This window comes from Dellaglioa sp. CoH-56-MRSF-13 (assembly GCF_056782095.1).
The window spans coordinates 226,795-245,148 of sequence record NZ_JBXAYC010000002.1 but is presented as its reverse complement, the minus strand read 5'-3'; the positions used below and the strand labels follow the sequence as shown (position 1 = coordinate 245,148).

Sequence of the window (18,354 nt, the reverse complement as noted above, 5' to 3'; positions counted from 1 at the left end):
CTAAATATTGGACGAAGCTTTATGCAGCATTCTGGGTTATAAAAATTCGGTGTTCAACCGGGCTTTTACAACCCAATTTTATTTTAATTCGTGAAAAATTATAGTCATTTATCCAAACCGGTACTTGTGAAACTAGTGTTTCATATGTATCGGTTTCTTTTTGATAGAAAGCTTCAGCTTTCATAATATGGAAAAAGCTTTCCATGGCAGCGTTATCTAAACATGTTGCTTTACGTGACATACTCTGAAAAATACGATATTTTTTGAGAATAGTAACCCAATTTTTGTGTTGATATTGGAATCCTTGGTCAGAATGAATCGTCGTTCGATAATTTAAATCTTTTGGGATTTTTGCAATTGCTTGTTTCAAAACCTTTGTTGTAAATTTAACTGTTGGATGTTTACTAATCTGATGACTTAGAATTTTGCCTGAAAACAGATCATAAATACAGGTGAAATGGGCCCGTTCATCGATTGTTTCGTCACCCCAACGGACTTCTGTAACATCTGTTGCTAGTTTTTGATAAGGTCGGTCCGAAAAGAAACGGCGATTAATCAGGTTTTTAGAAACGGTACCAACTTTTCCTTTATACGAGTTGTATTTGCGTGTCTGGCTGAAATTGAAGTAGCTCCCATAAATTAAATCTCCTTAAATTTTTAAAATTTTGTAGCAATACGACCAATGAGCCTTGCACTCATAGCCAGCTTAACTGGTGGTCGAAAGGGTAGTTAGGCGTCCATTACAATAACTTGTAATTCTTCAGTTACAAATTGATTGATGCCTGCTAAAAATTCTTTAAAATAAGTTGTTTCATTGTGGAAGTTAACTGCGTCTTGGTCTTGCCAATGCTCAATTATTGCATAACGATTGTTGGCACCTAATTGTTTAAAATGATTGTATGAAATATTACCAGATTCTTTTTTTGATTGCGTCACTAGAGGATCAATAAAATGTTCATATTCTGTAATACAATTTTCATTAACAACTAAACTAACATTAAAAACTTTCATGATAATATTCTCCTTTTTAGCTTTTAACGTGATTCCTATGCACGTAGATAAACAAAAACGAGCAGCAGGAGTTGCACCTGCTTGAAGTATCTATACACTCGTTAAAATTAGTTAAATATTTATTCCCAAGTTGAGTCCCCGTAAGTGACAGAGAACGGACCAGCATTAGAAGTTGTAAAGTATAATGTCATTACAGCTTTTTTTCCGGCAGCTATTGAATTTGGAATATTACCAGAGTAAGTCTCTGAATTAAATTCCCCAATAGTATCATCACTATCATAGACGTCAAACTTTTGACCATTGAAATCTAGTGGACCTGTACCATTATTTTGAACGGTTACTTTAACAGCAACTTGTGTATCACCGGATTTAACATCATTTAAAGGAACTGACGTTTCTTTTTCAGCAGAGTCAACGGTTATCTTTGAGTCGTCAGTTAAATCTACAGAATCGCCAAAAGATGAAGTAGATTCTGAATCGGATTCATCATCAGTGTATGACTCATCGTCAGATTCTGAATCAGATTCAGATTCATCGTCAACATATGAATCATCATCGTCATCATAACTAGAATCATCATCTGATTCTGACGAGTCACTAGCACTTGACGATCTAAAATTAGACGATGAACGCGCTGACGAATCTTTATCAGATGTTACCGACATCACGCTAAAAGAAATAATTGATATGCCTAAACCGGCAATCAATAAAATTAGTGGTATTAAATTAGAAGCTTTATTACCCCAAGCTACAATAAACCAAGTTACACCTGTAAAAAAAACAACTAAACCAATAAGAAAAATAATTGTAAATGTAGTACTCATGAATATATTTCCTCCGAAATCTATATCTCTACTCCTAGAAATATGATAAAATTATTTGTTAATATATTTATACCCTCTAACTTGCTACCAACAGGTTAGGGGATTTTTTAATAGTTTTATTTCAAACAATTTACTAAAGCTTAAGTAATTGCTTGATATTTTTAACGTGTTTTCCAGTAATACAATATAAAGCGTTGCCAACAGCCTTACCGACAGAAAATGCTTTCTTATCGCCTGATATTTTAATACTTTAGTAGATTTATTGATAAAAATATCCATGCAACAAATATGCAACAAATGTTTTGAGCATTCTATCCTTTATAGTCTGTTTTCACCTAAATAAAAAAATAGGAACGCCCGTTTAAAGGCATTCCTATTTTTATAAATCGGTCTAGAATGGATATCTATGACTCGGGTGAGATTCGAACTCACGACCGTCCGCTTAGAAGGCGGATGCTCTATCCAGCTGAGCTACCGAGTCATAACAACATTTAATAGTATATGATAAAATACTGGTACTTGTCAATGGAAATTGGTAGAACTCTTATAAATTATCAAAAACATGAATGAAAGTTTTGATGAAATGTTCTATAATAAGAAAGTAATAGACATAAATGGAGATAAAGACTATTTAATTATGAATAAAGAGGTTGAAAAATGGTTGATTCTAATGATCCACGGGTAAAGAGAACAAGACAAAATTTAAAAAAATCATTAGTTGTACTCATGAAACATTACAAAGTTGAAAATATTAGCGTTCAAAAGATTACTCAGGAAGCAAATGTCACTCGAGGAACATTCTATCTGCATTATCATGACAAACAAGATTTTATTAATCGGGCAATGGATGAAATTTTAGATGACTTTTTTGATTACATTATGATTATGTCAAAACAATCACCAGATAAAGCGTACGTTTATTCGAAACCAGTTGAAGTTTGTTGTTTAAATCGGGTGTTTAACTACTTACAAGATGAATCAATGATGTTTGGCGTACTTTTAAATAGTCAAGAAGATGTCGCTTTTTCTGATAAAGTATATGATAGACTAGTTATCTACTTAAATAACTTTAGAGAACAGTTAGCAGGCGATTTTGAAGTATCTAAGATACCAAACGAGTTACAAGTATCCTATGTTGCATCAGCGCACCTAGGCTTCATTAAACGTTGGTTACGAGACGATATGATCTACACACCGCACTACGTTGCTAAGGTTTTAAAAGAAATTACTGGCGTTGATACAAGTAACGGAGTCAATTTAACAAACTTTTTTGTTGAAAATGATGGATAACGTTGACTTAAGAAGTTACATTTGATATTATAATAACGTTGTATTTGTGAACACCACAACTGCAACCGCACGTTTTAAGTTTTTAAGCGTCAGGTTGTCTAAATCTGATCACTAAATTACGGCGAGTCTAAGTAATCTATAAGGAGGTGTAATACACATGTACGCAATTATTAAAACAGGTGGCAAACAACTTAAAGTTGAAGCCGGAGAAGCTATTTACATTGAAAAATTATCAGCAGAAGCTGGTGAAAAAGTTACATTTGATGAAATTGTTTTAGTTGGTGGCGAAAAAACCGTTATTGGTGCTCCTTTTGTTAAAGGTGCTACAGTAACTGGTACTGTTGAAAAACAAGGCCGTGAAAAGAAAGTTGTTACTTTCAAATACAAACCTAAGAAACATTCTCATACAAAACAAGGTCATCGTCAACCATATACTAAGGTTGTTATCGATGCTATTAACGCATAATTTTGAAAGTAGGCTACTAGTATGATACGTGCAGTTATTTCTCGGAGAGATGCCAAAATCATCGATGCGTTTGAAATAACAGGGCATGCTGATTCTGGTGAATATGGTCAAGATATTGTGTGTGCTGCGGTTTCGGTATTGACTATCAATACAGTTAATAGTTTGACCGAACTTGCTAAACTTAATCCTGATGTTGAGATGGATGAAGATAATGGTGGATTAATGAAAGTTAAACTATCAGAATCTGAGTTAAACGATGCTACAGGACAGTTATTTTTAGAAAGTTTAGTTTTAGGACTACAGTCAATTGAGCAAAACTATCAAGATTACATTAAATTAACACTTAAATAATAAGACTATAACAAGGAGGTGCATTGATTATGTTAATGAATTTACAATTTTTCTCACATAAAAAAGGTGGGGGTTCTACTTCTAATGGCCGTGATTCTGTCGGTAGACGTTTAGGCTCAAAAAGAGCTGACGGACAAGAAGTAACAGGTGGTTCAATTCTTTATCGTCAACGTGGAACACGTATTTATCCTGGTGTTAACGTTGGTAAAGGTGGAGATGATACTTTGTTTGCTAAAGTCGATGGTATCGTTCGCTTCGAACGTAAAGGCCGCGATAAGAAACAAGTCTCTGTATACCCTGTAGCTGAATAATAATAACTCAAAGGAAACCTCTTCATTTTATGATAGAGATTTCCTTTTTTTGTACATAAAAGGAGTGTTTAAATGAATTTTGATAGAATTAAACAATTACAATCAACTTTTGAGAAACTCTCGATTGATGCATTTCTAGTGACGGATACGACAAACATATTTTATTTAAGTGGTTTTGAAGGTGATGGTGTATTGTTAATTACTGATACACAACAATTTTTAATCACTGACCTAAGATTTGAATTGGCACTAGAAAATCATGATAAAAAATTAGAAATAAAATTTACGCGTGATTATCTGGGTGCTGTATCTGACATAATTAGTGAAAAAGGATTAACAGTTATGGGATTTGAATCATCAATATCATTTTTAGAGTATGATCAATTAGATGAAATCCTTGTTAGTGATTTGGTGCCATTTACTAATATTGTTGACGAATTACGACGTGTTAAAGATAAGGATGAGCAGATAAAATTAATAAAAGCAGGAAAATTAGCTGATGAAGCTTTCAATTATATTGTGTCGACGATTGAAGTTGGTCAAACAGAAATTGAAATTGCTAATCGGCTAGATAGTTATATCAAAAATTTAGGTACTATGAGTGAATCTTTTGAAACAATTGTAGCAAGCGGTATTCATTCAACATGGCCACATGCAACGGTTTCAAAACGAAAGATTCAAGACCAGGATCTGATTACGATAGATTTTGGCTATTATTACGAGAACTATACATTTGATGTCACAAGGACCATCGCCGTGGGATCGATATCTGATGAATTAAAACATATCTACGAGTCTGTTTTAACGACACAAGAACGAGTGATTTCATTAATTAAACCGGGAATAAAATTAAGTGAATTAGCTAGAGTTGCTAATGAAACAATCGCCGATGCAGGATATGGTAAATATTTTAATCATGGGATTGGGCATGGAATTGGCCTATCAATTCATGAATTACCTAATATTAAATTGGATGATTCAAACAGTGTTTTGCAAGCAGGCGACGTCATTACAATTGAACCAGGGATTTATGTACCAAACCTTAGTGGGGTTCGAATTGAGGATGATATTTTAGTGACTGAGAATGGCTATCAAATGTTAACGAATTCTTCTAAAAAATTAATGATAATATAGACTTTAACTTGCTTTTATATGTCCATTATTGCTATTATTAGAACTATGAGATACACGAGATAGTAGGAGGAATATTATATTATGATGTCCGTTAATGAATTTAAAAATGGTGTTACAATCGAAGTTGATGGTGATTTATGGCGTGTTGTTGAATTTCAACATGTTAAACCGGGTAAAGGTTCTGCTTTTGTTCGATCAAAACTAAAGAATCTCCGTACAGGTGCTGCTCAAGAAAAAACATTCCGTGCTGGTGAAAAAGTTCAAAAAGCACAAATTGATAATAAAAAAATGCAATATCTTTATGCTGATGGTAACAACTATGTATTTATGGATATGGATACATATGAACAATTAGAATTACCAGAAGAACGCGTGCATGAACAATTAAATTATTTGAAAGAAAACTTAATTGTTAATGTTATTATGTTTGGCACTGAAACACTTGGTGTTGACGTTCCTAATACAGTTGAATTAAAAGTAGCATCAACTGAAGCGGGTATTAAAGGTAATACACAATCTGGTGGAACTAAACCTGCTGTTCTTGAAACAGGATTAGTTGTACAAGTGCCATTCTTCGTTAATGAAGATGAAATGTTAATTATTAATACACAAGATGGCACATATATTTCCAGAGCACAATAAATCGACGGAGGTTAAACTTATGGCTGAAGAAACAAATATTGTTTTAAAAAGTACTGAACCTTCTTTGGGTGACATTAAGATTGCACCTGAAGTTATTGAAATTATTGTTGGAATTGCTGCTAACCAAATTGATGGTGTTTACTCAATGCGTGGGACAATTGCTAAAAATTTAACTGAATTATTTGGCCGTAAAAAGTCACTGGGTAAGGGTGTTAAACTTGATTTAACAGATGACCAGTTGAATATTGATGTTTTTGTTTACCTTGATTACGGTGTATCTGTTCCTAAGGTTGCATTAGTGATGCAAGAAAAGATTAAACAACAATTACTATTTATGACAGGTTTAGAAATTATTGAAGTAAATGTTCATGTTGAAGGGGTTATTCCTGAAAAGGAAGCCGATAAGATAGATACTGACGATTTATTTTCAGAAAAAGATGGTGAAAATTAGTGAGTGTAATAGTAACTAGACATACGATTCGCGAAAAAGCATTTCAAGCATTATTTGCGTTAAATTCTAACCCAGATGGTGATAGAGAGGCTATTTATCGTGAATTGTTAGAAGTTCCTGATGAAGAGTCGGCTGTAATTCCACCTTATTTAGAAGCATTAGTTTCAGGTGTTAGTGATAAACAAGCTGAGATAGATTCTGTTATTGAAGAAAATCTAACATCACGCTGGAAACTATCACGCTTAAACAATACGGATTTAATTATTTTGAGATTAGCTATTTACGAAATGAAATACGTAGATGATGTTCCTGCTAAGGTAGCATTGAATGAAGCTTTAGAAATTGCTAAAGAATTTAGTGATGATGAATCAAGAAAATTTGTTAATGGTGTGTTAGATCCAGTTGTTGAAAAAATGCCTGTTGATATTGAAAAAACAAATGAATAATAATGATTGAGAAGTGTTGCATTTTTTGCGACACTTTTTTTTTAGAAATGAATACCTTAAATATGATAAAATGTAAGAAGTAAAAATGGAATAGAGGTGCTAAATTATGGCTAAATTAATTGATGGTAAAAAATTGGCACAAATAACGACGGATAATTTAAAATCTGAGATAGAAGCTTTAAAGAAAAAGAATGTCTTTCCTACATTAGCTGTTATTGTAGTTGGAGAAAATCCAGCAAGTAAAATATATGTTAAGAATAAGCATCGAATTGCTGAATCTATTGGGATAAAATCGATTGTTAAAAGATTACCTGATACGATATCAGAAAAAGAGTTGCTAAATCTCATTAATGACTATAATGATAATTCAGATATTAATGGCATATTAGTACAGTTACCTTTACCGAACCAAATTGATGAAAAAAAGATAACCGAAGCTATTAAACCAGAAAAAGATGTTGATGGATTTCATCCGATAAATATTGGACGATTAGCCATGAATGATCCACTAGCAATTCCATGTACACCACTGGGAATTATGAGAATGTTTAACGCATACAATATTGATTTAGACGGTAAAAATGCAGTTGTTGTTGGCCGCAGTAATATTGTGGGTAAACCAATGGCGGCGTTACTTTTAAACGCTAATGCAACAGTAACGATAACGCATAGTCATACGGAAAATTTATCAGAGATAACTAAACAGGCTGATATTTTAGTCGTTGCAATTGGTCAAGCAAACTTTATTAAAAAAACCGATGTGAAACAAGGTGCTGTAGTCATCGATGTCGGGATGAACCGCTTAGATAGTGGTAAGTTAGCGGGAGATGTCGATAAGGAAGTTGCAGAGGTTGCAGGATATCTGACACCAGTACCAAAAGGGGTTGGACCTATGACGATTGCAATGTTGATGGAACAAACAATTGAATTAACAAAACGGAGTGTTGGCATTGAATAAAGATAATTATTTATCAGTTACATCATTAACAACATATTTGAAGAAAAAATTTGATGCTGATCCTTATCTTGGGACCGTTTATTTAACTGGCGAAATTTCAAATTTAAGACCTCGACCTAATGCGCATCAATATTTTAGTTTAAAAGATGATCATGCTAAAATTAGCGCAATTATGTTCCGTTCAGCTTTTGATAAAATAAAATTTAAACCAGAAGATGGCATGAAAGTTTTAGTTATGGGCCGTATATCTTTATATGAAGCGACAGGTAACTATCAAATATATATTGAGCGAATGGAACCTGATGGTGTTGGTGCGTTATATCAAGCCTATGAGCAGTTAAAAAATAAGCTACAAGCTGAAGGATTATTTTCAGCACCAAAACAGGCATTGGTTAAATATCCTAAACGAATTGCTGTGATTACAAGTCCTTCAGGGGCTGTCATTAAAGATATTATGACAACCGTTAAAAGACGTTACCCGATTGCTCAATTAGTTTTATTTCCTGCGATTGTACAAGGTGACAAAGCAGCTAATGATTTAGTTAAGCGGTTAAAACAAATTAACGAATTAGGCCATTTTGACACGATTATTATTGGTCGAGGCGGTGGCTCAATTGAAGATTTATGGCCATTTAATGAAGAATCTGTTGCAAGGGAAATATTTGCTAGCCAGATTCCAATTATTTCTTCAGTTGGACATGAGACAGACACAACCATTGCTGATTTAGTGGCCGATGTTCGGGCAGCAACGCCAACAGCAGCAGCAGAATTAGCTGTCCCTGTTTACGCCGATGAATTAATTAAGATTAATCAATTAAAATTGAGACTATTACAAGTAACACAAAATATTTTAAGTTTAAGAAGACAACAATTAGATAAGATTCAACAATCATATGTTTTTCAACAACCTAATCGGTTATATGAGGGTTACCTTCAAAACTTAGACAATTTAGCACAACGCTTAATGCAAGTAACAAAACAAATTATCACAATTAAGAAACAACAATTTGAACAAGCTAATGGTCAGTTGCGCTATCAAAATCCGCAACAATTGGTTAGTCAACTGCAAGATCAAGTAAAACAACAAAACAAACAGTTACATCAATTAATGACCTACTTACTTGAAACAAAGAAACAACAGGTTGGCGAAAAAATAAATGCGCTTGATTTATTAAGTCCATTGAAGATTATGGGACGAGGATACAGTTACGTATCTATGGAAGATAAAATTATTAAAAGTATTAATTCAGTGAATATAGATGATAACGTCGTGTTACACCTTACAGATGGTAAAGCATATGCAAAAATTGAAAAAGTTGAAAAAGGAGAATAAAAAATGGCTGAAAAAAAAGCGACATTTGAAGATAACTTAGTAGAACTTGAAAAAATTGTAACAGAACTAGAACAAGGTGATGTTCCTTTAGAAAAAGCATTAACCCAATTTCAAAACGGTGTTAAGTTGAGCTCAAAATTGCAAAAAACATTGGAAAATGCTGAAAAAACATTAACCAGTGTCATGAATGATTCTGGTGAAGAAGTGCCATTCGAACAAGGCTTAGAAAATGAGTAACTTAACTAAATTTTCTGATATCGTATTACCAGAATTTAATCAAATTATGTTGAATCAATTACAGGCTTTAGACACTGAAAAAAAGTTAAAAGAATCGATGACTTATTCAGTTGAAGCGGGTGGTAAACGTATTAGACCACTAATCATTTTTGTTATTTGTCAAATGCTTAATCGTAAACTTGATAAGTCAGTTTATTCTATTGCTGGTGCATTAGAATTAATTCATACCTATTCATTAATTCATGATGATTTGCCTGCGATGGATGATGATAATTTAAGACGTGGTAAACCAACAAACCATATTATTTTTGGTGAAAGCATGGCAATTTTAGCTGGTGATGCACTAAATACATTAGCCTTTGAATGGATCAGTAACGCAGAGTTGCCTGATTCACAAAAGGTATTACTAATGGGTCAACTAGCTAGGTTAGCTGGCCCAGAGGGAATGGTTGGCGGTCAAGTTGCCGATATTGAAGGTGAACAAAAAGAGTTATCATTAGCGCAGTTGAAACAGGTGCATAAGCGTAAAACGGGTGATTTAATTGAATTTTCAGTTTACGCAGGTAGCATACTTGGAAAAGCGACTGACCAACAGCACGTAGCGTTTATGGCATATGGACGTCATTTTGGGTTAGCTTTTCAAATCTATGATGATATTATGGATGTCGTTGGGACATCTGAAGAGATGGGCAAGGCTGTTCATAAAGACAATCAAGAAAATAAAAATACGTATCCTGGACTAATGGGAATTGATCAAGCTTATAGGATGCTCGAAGAAGTAACCAATCAAGCTAAAGATGCTATTCAAACGCTTAAGCAAACAGGGTTGGAGACAGAGTATTTGGAAGAATTGTTACATTACTTTAAATTAAAAAATTAGGAGTCACTATGAAAAAAGAGCGCATTGATGTTTTATTAGTTAAACAAGGGTTATTTGAAACTCGTGAACAGGCCAAACGTGCAGTTATGGCTGGTGAAATTCTGGGTGAGAATGAAGAACGATTGGATAAACCAGGTGTTAAAATTTCTGAAGAAACTGTGCTTCATTTTAAAGGTAAAAAATTACCTTATGTGAGCCGCGGTGGACTTAAATTAGAAAAAGCCCTTAAAGTATTTGATGCAACCGTTCAGGATAAAACGGTCTTAGACATTGGATCATCAACCGGTGGCTTTACCGATGTTGCTTTACAAAATGGCGCAAAATTAAGTTATGCGTTAGATGTTGGTACCAATCAATTAGTTTGGAAATTACGACAAGATCCAAGAGTTGTTGTGATGGAAAATACTAACTTCAGATATAGTAAAAAAGAAGATTTTGAATTTGGACAACCCAATTTTGCAACAATAGATGTATCGTTTATTTCATTACATCTTATTTTACCTGCATTAAAGAAAATTATTACTGAAAATGGGGATGTTGTGGCATTAATAAAACCCCAATTTGAAGCAGGAAAAGAAAATGTTGGAAAACATGGTATTGTACGAGATGAAAAGATTCATCGTCAAGTGCTCGAAGACATTGTTCAATTTTCTATTTCCACTGGATTTAATGTTGCGGATTTAAGCTACTCACCAATTAAGGGTGGCGAAGGTAATATTGAATTTTTAATTCATTTAAAGTCTGCGATAAATGAAATTGGCGAGATTTCGGATAAGGTTAGTATCGATGGCGTATTAACTGCTGCATACGATAACCTGAATGCCGTTAAATAAGGATTTAAAGTGAAGTTCTTTAATAATAATTGAAATTACGTTATACTAACTCTATGGGTGGTAGAGGTTATCGGGTGAGGGGGACTTTAATGAAAAAGCAAGAACGGCAACGTTATGTTCGTGAATTATTGAAGAACAATAATATTGATAAGCAGGAAGATTTTGTGAGTTTGCTTAAAAAACAAGGGATTACAGTCACACAAGCAACTATTTCTAGAGATATTAAAGAAATGCAATTAATTAAAGTGCCATCTGCTGATGGAACTTACAGTTATAATTTACCTGTTCAAAAAAAATTGAATACAGAAAAAAAATTAACTAAAACGTTAAAAGATGCTTTTATATCAACTGATGTTCAAAATGAAATGTGTCTCGTTAAGGTGACGCCAGGAAGTGGTCCAGCAATCGTATCTTTAATTGAACAAATGAATTATTCATTTGTTTTTGGTACTTTAGGCGGAGATGGATCAGCTCTAATTATCTGTCACTCGAACAAAGATGCGTTAAAGTTAAGTAAAATTTTAAATGAGATTGTAACTGAATAGATAGAAATAAAATCTGTGACATTTGTTTCAGATTTTTTCTATTAAAGGGGTGAAAAAAATGTTACAAGAATTGACAATAAAAGATTTTGCCATTATTGATTCTTTGAATATCGATTTCATGGCTAATATGACAGTTTTAACAGGTGAAACTGGTGCGGGTAAATCCATTATCATTGATGCTTTGGGCCTCTTATCAGGTGGTAGAGGGTCCCAAGAATTTATTAGAAAAGATGCAAAAAAAATGGTGCTACAAGGACTCTTTATGCCAACTGAAAACTCAAATACGTTAACGAAGTTGGACCAATTAGGTATTGGCCATGATGATAACTCTGTGATTTTACAACGTGAAATACATAGATCTGGTAAAAATATTTGTCGCATAAACGGTATGTTGGTTAACACGAGTACACTAAAATCAATTGGTGAAACGTTAGTTGATATTCATGGCCAAAATGAACATCAAGAATTAATGCAACAGGATAAGCATTTGGGCATGTTAGATGAATATATTAAAAATGATATTCAAACACTGAAGCATAGTTATCAAGAAGCATTTGAATACTATCAAAACCTAAATAAGTTACAAATAAAAAGACAAACAAATCAAAACGAATGGGCACAACGATTAGATATGTTACATTTTCAAAAAGATGAAATTGAAAGTGCAGATTTAATTGAAAATGAAGAAGACATATTAAGCGCTGAAAAAGAACGTCTAGAAAATTTTCAAACTATTAATCAGTCACTGGATGCAAGTTACCAAGCGTTATCGGGTGATGATGAAAATACAGTTGACCATGTTGGTGTTGCAATGTCTAACATGCTAAAAATTGATAATTTAGATAGTGAATATAAAGACTTAGCAGAACGGTTGTCGTCAGCCTATTATATGCTGCAGGATGCATCTAGTGACCTATTGCGTCAGTTAGACTCCCTGGAATGGGATGAGCAACGATTAAATGAGATTGAAAATAGGCTTGAATTAATTGTACAATTAAAACACAAATATGGTGATTCTGTTGAAAAAATATTAGCTTATTTGAGTCTTATATCTGAAGAATTAATTGAAATGGAAGCAACTGAAGGTAATGCAGATGATTTAGATAATCAAGTTAATTTAGCTAGAAAAGAAGCCCATAAATTGGCTGATAAATTAACTAATGTTCGAAAAAAAGCAGCCATCATTCTACAAAAAGAAGTGCATAAACAGTTAAGTGAGTTGTATATGGACAAAGCCGTTTTTGAAGTTAAATTTGATTCACTCAATCAGTTAAATAGTACCGGACAAGATAAAGTTGAATTTTATATTCAAACAAATGTTGGGGAAACAATGGGGCCATTAGCTAAGATTGCTTCTGGTGGTGAACTTTCTCGAATGATGTTAGCGTTAAAGACAATTTTTTCTAGGACGCAAGGTGTCACAAGTATTATATTTGATGAAGTTGATACAGGAGTTAGTGGACGTGTTGCCCAGGCAATTGCTGAAAAAATTAATCAAATTGCCCAACAATCACAAGTTCTATGTATCACACATTTGCCACAGGTTGCTGCAATTAGCGAGCACCATTACTTTATAGCTAAAGAAGTGATTTGTGAACGTACAGAAACATCTATTAAATTGTTATCTAAGGAAGATCGTATTCAAGAAATTGCTCGAATGCTTGCCGGTTCTGAGATTACACCTTTAACTGTTAAACATGCTGAAGAATTACTAAATACGGCACAAAAAAAATAATTAAAACCAAGGTACTACTATGAATAGATGATTGGTTAGTTATAAAAAAGGAGAGTACTAATATGCTTAAGTTTGATAAAATATCAAAAATTTATAAAGGTAATAAAGCTGTAGATAATTTTAATTTGGAAGTTCAAGATGGTGAATTCATTTGTTTCATCGGAACATCTGGTTCAGGTAAAACAACTACTATGAGAATGATTAACCGTATGTTGACACAAACAGAAGGTACAATCACTATTGATGGTAAAGATATAGCCAAAATGGATCCCGTTAAATTACGTCGTAAAATCGGATATGTTATTCAAAATATTGGTTTAATGCCACATATGACTATTCGTGAAAATATTACATTAGTACCAAAATTATTAAAATGGCCTGAAGAAAAAAGAGATGAACGCGCTAAAGAAATGATTAAATTAGTTGAACTACCAGAATCATATTTAGACCGTTACCCATCTGAACTTTCTGGTGGGCAACAACAAAGAATCGGAGTTGTCAGAGCTTTAGCTGCTGATCAAGATATTATCTTGATGGATGAACCTTTTGGTGCGCTTGATCCTATTACTAGAGAAGCTTTACAAGATTTAGTTAAAGATTTACAAGAACGTTTAGGTAAGACATTCGTTTTTGTTACTCATGATATGGATGAAGCTTTAAAATTAGCAACACGAATTGTTGTTATGTCTGAAGGAAAGATTGTTCAAGCAGATACACCCGATAATATTTTGAAAAATCCAGCAAATAAATTTGTTGAAAACTTGATTGGTCAAGATAGACTTATCCAAGCTCGTCCAAGTATTACAACTGTTGGTCAAGTTATGTTAGCTAACCCAGTTTCAATTACACCAGGTAAGTCATTAGTAACAGCTATTCGTTTAATGCATGATCGTCGAGTTGATACGTTGTTAGTTACTGATGATGCTGGTATTTTAAAGGGTTATATTGATATTGAAAGCTTAGATTATAGTTTCAATACATCAAGTAGTGTCAGCGATATTATGAACAAAGATATTTTCTATGTTAAAGAAGATTCATTAGTTCGTGATACTGTTGAACGTATTTTAAAACGTGGATTTAAAAATGTACCTGTTATTAATAAAGATGGTATATTAGTCGGAATTGTAACCCGCGCTACCCTAGTTGATATTGTTTATGATGCACTTTGGGGTGATGAAAATAGTGCTTCTCATGAAGAAGTAACTAAAATAATGACGTCAGACTCAGGTACAGATACCGATGAAACTAGCCCAAGTTCAACGAAGGAGGGTTAATAATGACTTCATTTTTACAAGAATATGGGGCAATGATTGTCTCAAAATTATGGGAACATATTGAAATTTCAGGAATGGCATTATTTTTTGGAGTAGCAATAGCTGTTCCTTTAGGAATTTTACTAACAAGATTACCTAAGACAGCCAATATTGTAATTGCAATTGCTAGTATGTTGCAAACAATTCCTGCTTTAGCTTTACTAGCCATGATGATTCCTTTATTTGGGATTGGTAAGTTACCAGCTGTTGTAGCATTATTTATCTATTCGTTGTTACCAATATTAAGAAATACGTATATTGGTATTAAAGAAGTGGATCCAGTGTTAAAAGACGCTGCTAAAGGGATGGGTATGACTAATTTGCAGTCGATTCTGCAAGTTGAATTAGTTATGGCATCTCAGGTTATTATGTCTGGAATTCGTTTAGCTGCAACTTATGTAATTGCTTGGGCAACATTAGCTTCATATATTGGTGCTGGTGGCTTAGGGGATATGATTTTTAATGGATTAAATTTGTATCAACCAAAATTAATTTTAGGCGGTACAATTCCAGTTATCTTATTAGCCTTACTAGTTGATTTTATACTTGGACAGGTTGAAAAAAAGGTAGCACCAAAAACAACAAGAAATTAAGGAGGCTTTAACATGAAAATTACGATGAAAAAAATACTTGTTAGCTTAAGCCTTCTGTTTGCCGGTGTGAGTCTATCAAGTTGTGGGTTTCCTGGTTTAACAGGTGGCTCTGAATCGACAATTAAAATTGTCGCACAATCAACGACGGAATCTCAAATTATTGGATCAATGCTACAACAATTGATTGAACATGAATCAGATAATCAAGTAGAACTGATAAATAATTTAGGTTCTGGTACATTAAGTTTTAATGCACTCAAAAACGGTGATGCAGATATATCATCTGCTAGATATACAGGAACTGACTTAAGTGCGGTATTAAATAAACCAGTAGAAAAAGATACCGTTAAAGCTAATAAAATAGTTAAAGATGGATTCGAAAATAGATTCCAAATGAAATGGTTTGATAGTTTAGGTTTTGCTGATACTTATGCATTTATGGTTACAAAAGAGACAGCTAAAAAGTACAATTTAAACACAGTATCTGATTTAAGAAAAATTGAATCTAAATTAACAGTCGGTGTTGATGCCAACTGGATTAGCCGTGTAGGTGATGGTTACGATGGTTTCCAAAAAGAATATAATATTAAATTTGGTAACATTTATCCTATGCAGATTGGATTAGTCTATAGCGCTTTGGCAAAGGGTAAAATGGATGTTGTTCTTGGATATTCAACTGATGGCCGAATTAAGAGTTATGATCTGAAAATTTTGAAGGATGATCGTCACTTCTTCCCACCATATTCAGCAAGCCTTGTTGCAAATGATTCTATCTTGAAGGAACATCCTGAATTAACACCGCTTATTGATCGACTTAAAAACAAAATTAATTTATCAACAATGCAATCATTAAATTACAAAGTTGATAATGATTTTTACGAACCAGCAGTAGTTGCAAAACAATTCTTAGAAGAACATCATTACTTCGAAAAGGCGGGTGATTAATATGAATACTTTTGATCAATTGATGTCTTATTTTAGTAATAATGGGTTATATGTTTTACAAGAATTTACAAGACATTTTTTAATTTCAATATATGGTGTGATAATTGCTGCAATTATTGGGATTCCAATCGGAATTTTTATCTCAAAACATCATAGATTGAGCGATGTAGCAATAGGTGCTGCTAATGTTATTCAAACTGTACCATCATTAGCAATGTTATCTATTATTATGTTGGGACTAGGTTTAGGTGTTAATACAGTTATTGTAACTGTTGCACTTTACTCACTATTACCTATTTTAAAAAATACGTATTCAGGGATGATTAATGTTGATCCTGGCGTTCTTGATTCTGGTAAAGGGATGGGAATGACGAGACTTCAAATCCTTTATATGATTGAGTTACCGTTATCATTATCAGTTATCATGGCCGGAATTAGAAATGCATTAGTTGTTGCAATTGGTATTACAGCAATTGGTTCATTTATTGGTGCAGGTGGACTTGGAGATATTATTATCCGAGGAACAAATGCAACTGATGGAGCAGCTATTATTTTAGCTGGTGCATTGCCAACAGCTCTAATGGCCGTTATTGCTGATGCAATTTTGGCACTTATTCAAAGAAAATTTGATCCAACAACAATTAAACGTAAATAAAAAAATGGTCATTTTCTAGTTGTTATAGAAAGTGACCATTTTTATATTGAATCGATTAAAGCGATATAACGGAGTTGATTATCAGTAAGAAGGTAAGTGATATTCGTATATTGCGTTTTAAATATTAATTGATTAGAACCAGAACGTCGGTGTAAGGTACCACGAAGTTCTTGGAATTCTTTTTGAAATCCAGTTGGATTTAATTGTAAAATAATTGTTTTTTTCATTTTTAAAACTTTTTCTGTAAAGAGTGCTAATTGAAATTGAGGCATTTGTGGTCTTAAAATAAAGTCATCTAAATCAAAAATTTTATGATATGAATATTGTAGTGTTGAGCCAATAGTTTGAATTGTTGTTTGTTGTTTATTTTGCATAATAAAGTTCCTCCCCGAACGTTTGTTTGTATTTTCATTATACGAACAAACGTTCGGTAAAGCAAGTGTTAATTTATAATATATTTAAAAGATGACAACAGCGCATAAAAAGCTTGAATAATAGCCGTAAAAAGTGCATACTATTTATTAATACTTATCTTAGAGGAGTTTACAAATTTAATGGCTAATCGTGGAATGTTGATCGTACTATCTGGTCCATCAGGGGTCGGTAAAGGAACCGTAAGAAAAGCAATTTTTGACCAAGCTGACAATAAGTTTCTTTATTCAATTTCAATGACCACTCGTAAAATGCGAGAAGGCGAAGTTGATGGTGTTGACTATCATTTTGTATCAAAAGAAGAATTTGAGAATGAAATTTCAACGGGCGGTATGTTAGAATACGCCAAGTATGTTGACAATTACTATGGAACACCGTTAAAATATGTAAATAAGATGCTTGACGCTGGTCAAGATGTCTTTCTTGAAATTGAAGTACAAGGTGCTATGCAAGTTCGAGAAAAAATTTCTGATGGTTTATTTATTTTCTTAACGCCACCTGATTTGATGGAATTAAGACAAAGAATTACAGGACGTGGAACGGATGATTCTGCAACTATTGATAAACGAATGACAAAAGCCATTGGTGAGATTGATATGATGCAGAATTACGATTACGCGGTTGTTAATGATGAAATAAATGATGCTGTTGAAAAAATTCAAACGATTATTAAAGCTGAACGTTGGCGTGTAAAACGATTTTTACCTGACTATAGAAAACAATTAGGAGATGTATTTAAATGATTTTATATCCTTCAGTAGATGACTTATTGAAACAAGTAGATTCAAGATACTCATTAATTATGTTAGCAAGTAAACGTGCCCATGAATTAGATGCTGGCGCTCTACCAATGCTTTCTAATTACAAATCAAAAAAGAATGTTGGACGTGCTTTGGAAGAAGTTGTTACTGGTGATTTAATTATTGATCCAGTTGAAAAAGAAGATATTCGTTAATCTGATTAAATGAA

Annotated in this window: 24 protein-coding genes, 1 tRNA gene, 1 pseudogene and 1 other annotated feature; of the genes and pseudogenes, 21 read left to right on the top strand and 5 right to left on the bottom strand. The window is 33.2% G+C overall.

Features of this window, described 5'->3' with window-relative positions:
* Positions 1–19: 19 nt before the first annotated feature.
* The 4 genes and pseudogenes from AC1RP1_RS03005 to AC1RP1_RS02990 form a co-directional block, all read right to left on the bottom strand.
* A pseudogene (locus AC1RP1_RS03005) lies at positions 20–613 on the bottom strand (IS3 family transposase); the annotation flags it as partial.
* 116 nt (positions 614–729) lie between these two features.
* Positions 730–1,011, bottom strand: a complete 282-nt coding sequence (locus AC1RP1_RS03000; RefSeq protein WP_481761241.1) for a putative quinol monooxygenase — start codon at positions 1,009–1,011, stop codon at positions 730–732.
* Between the two features lie 119 nt (positions 1,012–1,130).
* Positions 1,131–1,835: a DUF4352 domain-containing protein gene (locus AC1RP1_RS02995; RefSeq protein ID WP_481761242.1), complete on the bottom strand. Its 705-nt coding sequence runs from the start codon at positions 1,833–1,835 to the stop codon at positions 1,131–1,133.
* 407 nt (positions 1,836–2,242) lie between these two features.
* Positions 2,243–2,316, bottom strand: a tRNA-Arg gene (locus AC1RP1_RS02990).
* 176 nt (positions 2,317–2,492) lie between these two features.
* Between AC1RP1_RS02990 and AC1RP1_RS02985 the strand changes: the two genes are divergently transcribed.
* The 19 genes from AC1RP1_RS02985 (at position 2,493) to AC1RP1_RS02895 (ending at position 16,953) form a co-directional block, all read left to right on the top strand.
* Entirely contained in the window at positions 2,493–3,125 is a 633-nt protein-coding gene (locus AC1RP1_RS02985; RefSeq protein ID WP_409022635.1) for a TetR/AcrR family transcriptional regulator, read from the top strand.
* A gap of 53 nt (positions 3,126–3,178) precedes the next feature.
* Positions 3,179–3,264 (top strand) — a sequence feature (ribosomal protein L21 leader region).
* 18 nt (positions 3,265–3,282) lie between these two features.
* Positions 3,283–3,591: a 50S ribosomal protein L21 gene (rplU, locus tag AC1RP1_RS02980; RefSeq protein WP_409022634.1), complete on the top strand. Its 309-nt coding sequence runs from the start codon at positions 3,283–3,285 to the stop codon at positions 3,589–3,591.
* A gap of 21 nt (positions 3,592–3,612) precedes the next feature.
* Positions 3,613–3,942, top strand: coding sequence for a ribosomal-processing cysteine protease Prp (locus AC1RP1_RS02975; RefSeq protein ID WP_409022633.1), 330 nt, complete (start codon positions 3,613–3,615; stop codon positions 3,940–3,942).
* Between the two features lie 23 nt (positions 3,943–3,965).
* A complete protein-coding gene (rpmA, locus tag AC1RP1_RS02970) occupies positions 3,966–4,253 on the top strand; it encodes a 50S ribosomal protein L27 (protein WP_083478911.1) in 288 nt (95 codons plus the stop codon).
* Between the two features lie 72 nt (positions 4,254–4,325).
* Positions 4,326–5,387: a M24 family metallopeptidase gene (locus tag AC1RP1_RS02965; RefSeq protein WP_481761243.1), complete on the top strand. Its 1,062-nt coding sequence runs from the start codon at positions 4,326–4,328 to the stop codon at positions 5,385–5,387.
* 81 nt (positions 5,388–5,468) lie between these two features.
* Positions 5,469–6,029 (top strand): elongation factor P, encoded by a 561-nt coding sequence (gene efp, locus AC1RP1_RS02960; protein WP_409022631.1) that lies wholly within the window; start codon positions 5,469–5,471, stop codon positions 6,027–6,029.
* A 19-nt stretch (positions 6,030–6,048) separates the two neighbouring features.
* Complete coding sequence (locus tag AC1RP1_RS02955; RefSeq protein WP_409022630.1) at positions 6,049–6,480, top strand: Asp23/Gls24 family envelope stress response protein; 432 nt, start codon at positions 6,049–6,051, stop codon at positions 6,478–6,480.
* A gap of 8 nt (positions 6,481–6,488) precedes the next feature.
* Positions 6,489–6,926, top strand: a complete 438-nt coding sequence (gene nusB, locus AC1RP1_RS02950) for a transcription antitermination factor NusB (RefSeq protein ID WP_409022798.1) — start codon at positions 6,489–6,491, stop codon at positions 6,924–6,926.
* A gap of 106 nt (positions 6,927–7,032) precedes the next feature.
* The gene (folD, locus tag AC1RP1_RS02945) at positions 7,033–7,884 is read left to right on the top strand and encodes a bifunctional methylenetetrahydrofolate dehydrogenase/methenyltetrahydrofolate cyclohydrolase FolD (RefSeq protein WP_481761244.1); all 852 of its coding nucleotides are present in this window, start codon (positions 7,033–7,035) and stop codon (positions 7,882–7,884) included.
* Complete coding sequence (gene xseA, locus AC1RP1_RS02940) at positions 7,877–9,217, top strand: exodeoxyribonuclease VII large subunit (RefSeq protein ID WP_481761245.1); 1,341 nt, start codon at positions 7,877–7,879, stop codon at positions 9,215–9,217. The genes folD and xseA overlap by 8 nt, the downstream gene beginning before the upstream one ends.
* A gap of 3 nt (positions 9,218–9,220) precedes the next feature.
* Positions 9,221–9,454 carry an exodeoxyribonuclease VII small subunit gene (locus tag AC1RP1_RS02935; RefSeq protein WP_409022627.1) on the top strand — a complete coding sequence of 78 codons (234 nt, stop codon included), beginning with the start codon at positions 9,221–9,223 and terminating at the stop codon, positions 9,452–9,454.
* Positions 9,447–10,334 carry a polyprenyl synthetase family protein gene (locus tag AC1RP1_RS02930; RefSeq protein ID WP_481761246.1) on the top strand — a complete coding sequence of 296 codons (888 nt, stop codon included), beginning with the start codon at positions 9,447–9,449 and terminating at the stop codon, positions 10,332–10,334. Before AC1RP1_RS02935 ends, AC1RP1_RS02930 begins: the two co-directional genes overlap by 8 nt.
* Positions 10,335–10,342: 8 nt before the next feature.
* Positions 10,343–11,167, top strand: coding sequence for a TlyA family RNA methyltransferase (locus AC1RP1_RS02925; RefSeq protein WP_481761247.1), 825 nt, complete (start codon positions 10,343–10,345; stop codon positions 11,165–11,167).
* Between the two features lie 89 nt (positions 11,168–11,256).
* Positions 11,257–11,712, top strand: a complete 456-nt coding sequence (locus tag AC1RP1_RS02920) for an arginine repressor (RefSeq protein ID WP_481761248.1) — start codon at positions 11,257–11,259, stop codon at positions 11,710–11,712.
* Positions 11,713–11,770: 58 nt separating this feature from the next.
* Positions 11,771–13,447: a DNA repair protein RecN gene (gene recN / locus AC1RP1_RS02915; protein WP_481761249.1), complete on the top strand. Its 1,677-nt coding sequence runs from the start codon at positions 11,771–11,773 to the stop codon at positions 13,445–13,447.
* A 62-nt stretch (positions 13,448–13,509) separates the two neighbouring features.
* Positions 13,510–14,721 (top strand): betaine/proline/choline family ABC transporter ATP-binding protein, encoded by a 1,212-nt coding sequence (locus tag AC1RP1_RS02910; RefSeq protein WP_481761250.1) that lies wholly within the window; start codon positions 13,510–13,512, stop codon positions 14,719–14,721.
* Between the two features lie 2 nt (positions 14,722–14,723).
* Positions 14,724–15,353 (top strand): ABC transporter permease, encoded by a 630-nt coding sequence (locus tag AC1RP1_RS02905; RefSeq protein ID WP_481761251.1) that lies wholly within the window; start codon positions 14,724–14,726, stop codon positions 15,351–15,353.
* Positions 15,354–15,377: 24 nt separating this feature from the next.
* Positions 15,378–16,298: an osmoprotectant ABC transporter substrate-binding protein gene (locus AC1RP1_RS02900; RefSeq protein WP_481761403.1), complete on the top strand. Its 921-nt coding sequence runs from the start codon at positions 15,378–15,380 to the stop codon at positions 16,296–16,298.
* Position 16,299: 1 nt separating this feature from the next.
* Positions 16,300–16,953 (top strand): ABC transporter permease, encoded by a 654-nt coding sequence (locus AC1RP1_RS02895; RefSeq protein ID WP_481761252.1) that lies wholly within the window; start codon positions 16,300–16,302, stop codon positions 16,951–16,953.
* A gap of 41 nt (positions 16,954–16,994) precedes the next feature.
* On the opposite strand, the gene AC1RP1_RS02890 is transcribed toward AC1RP1_RS02895, so the two are convergent.
* Complete coding sequence (locus tag AC1RP1_RS02890; protein ID WP_409022619.1) at positions 16,995–17,327, bottom strand: hypothetical protein; 333 nt, start codon at positions 17,325–17,327, stop codon at positions 16,995–16,997.
* A gap of 180 nt (positions 17,328–17,507) precedes the next feature.
* Here AC1RP1_RS02890 and gmk point away from each other — a divergent pair, with 180 nt between their 5' ends.
* Positions 17,508–18,128, top strand: coding sequence for a guanylate kinase (gmk, locus tag AC1RP1_RS02885; RefSeq protein ID WP_481761253.1), 621 nt, complete (start codon positions 17,508–17,510; stop codon positions 18,126–18,128).
* Positions 18,125–18,340, top strand: a complete 216-nt coding sequence (gene rpoZ / locus AC1RP1_RS02880) for a DNA-directed RNA polymerase subunit omega (RefSeq protein ID WP_409022617.1) — start codon at positions 18,125–18,127, stop codon at positions 18,338–18,340. Before gmk ends, rpoZ begins: the two co-directional genes overlap by 4 nt.
* The last annotated feature ends 14 nt before the right edge of the window (positions 18,341–18,354 follow it).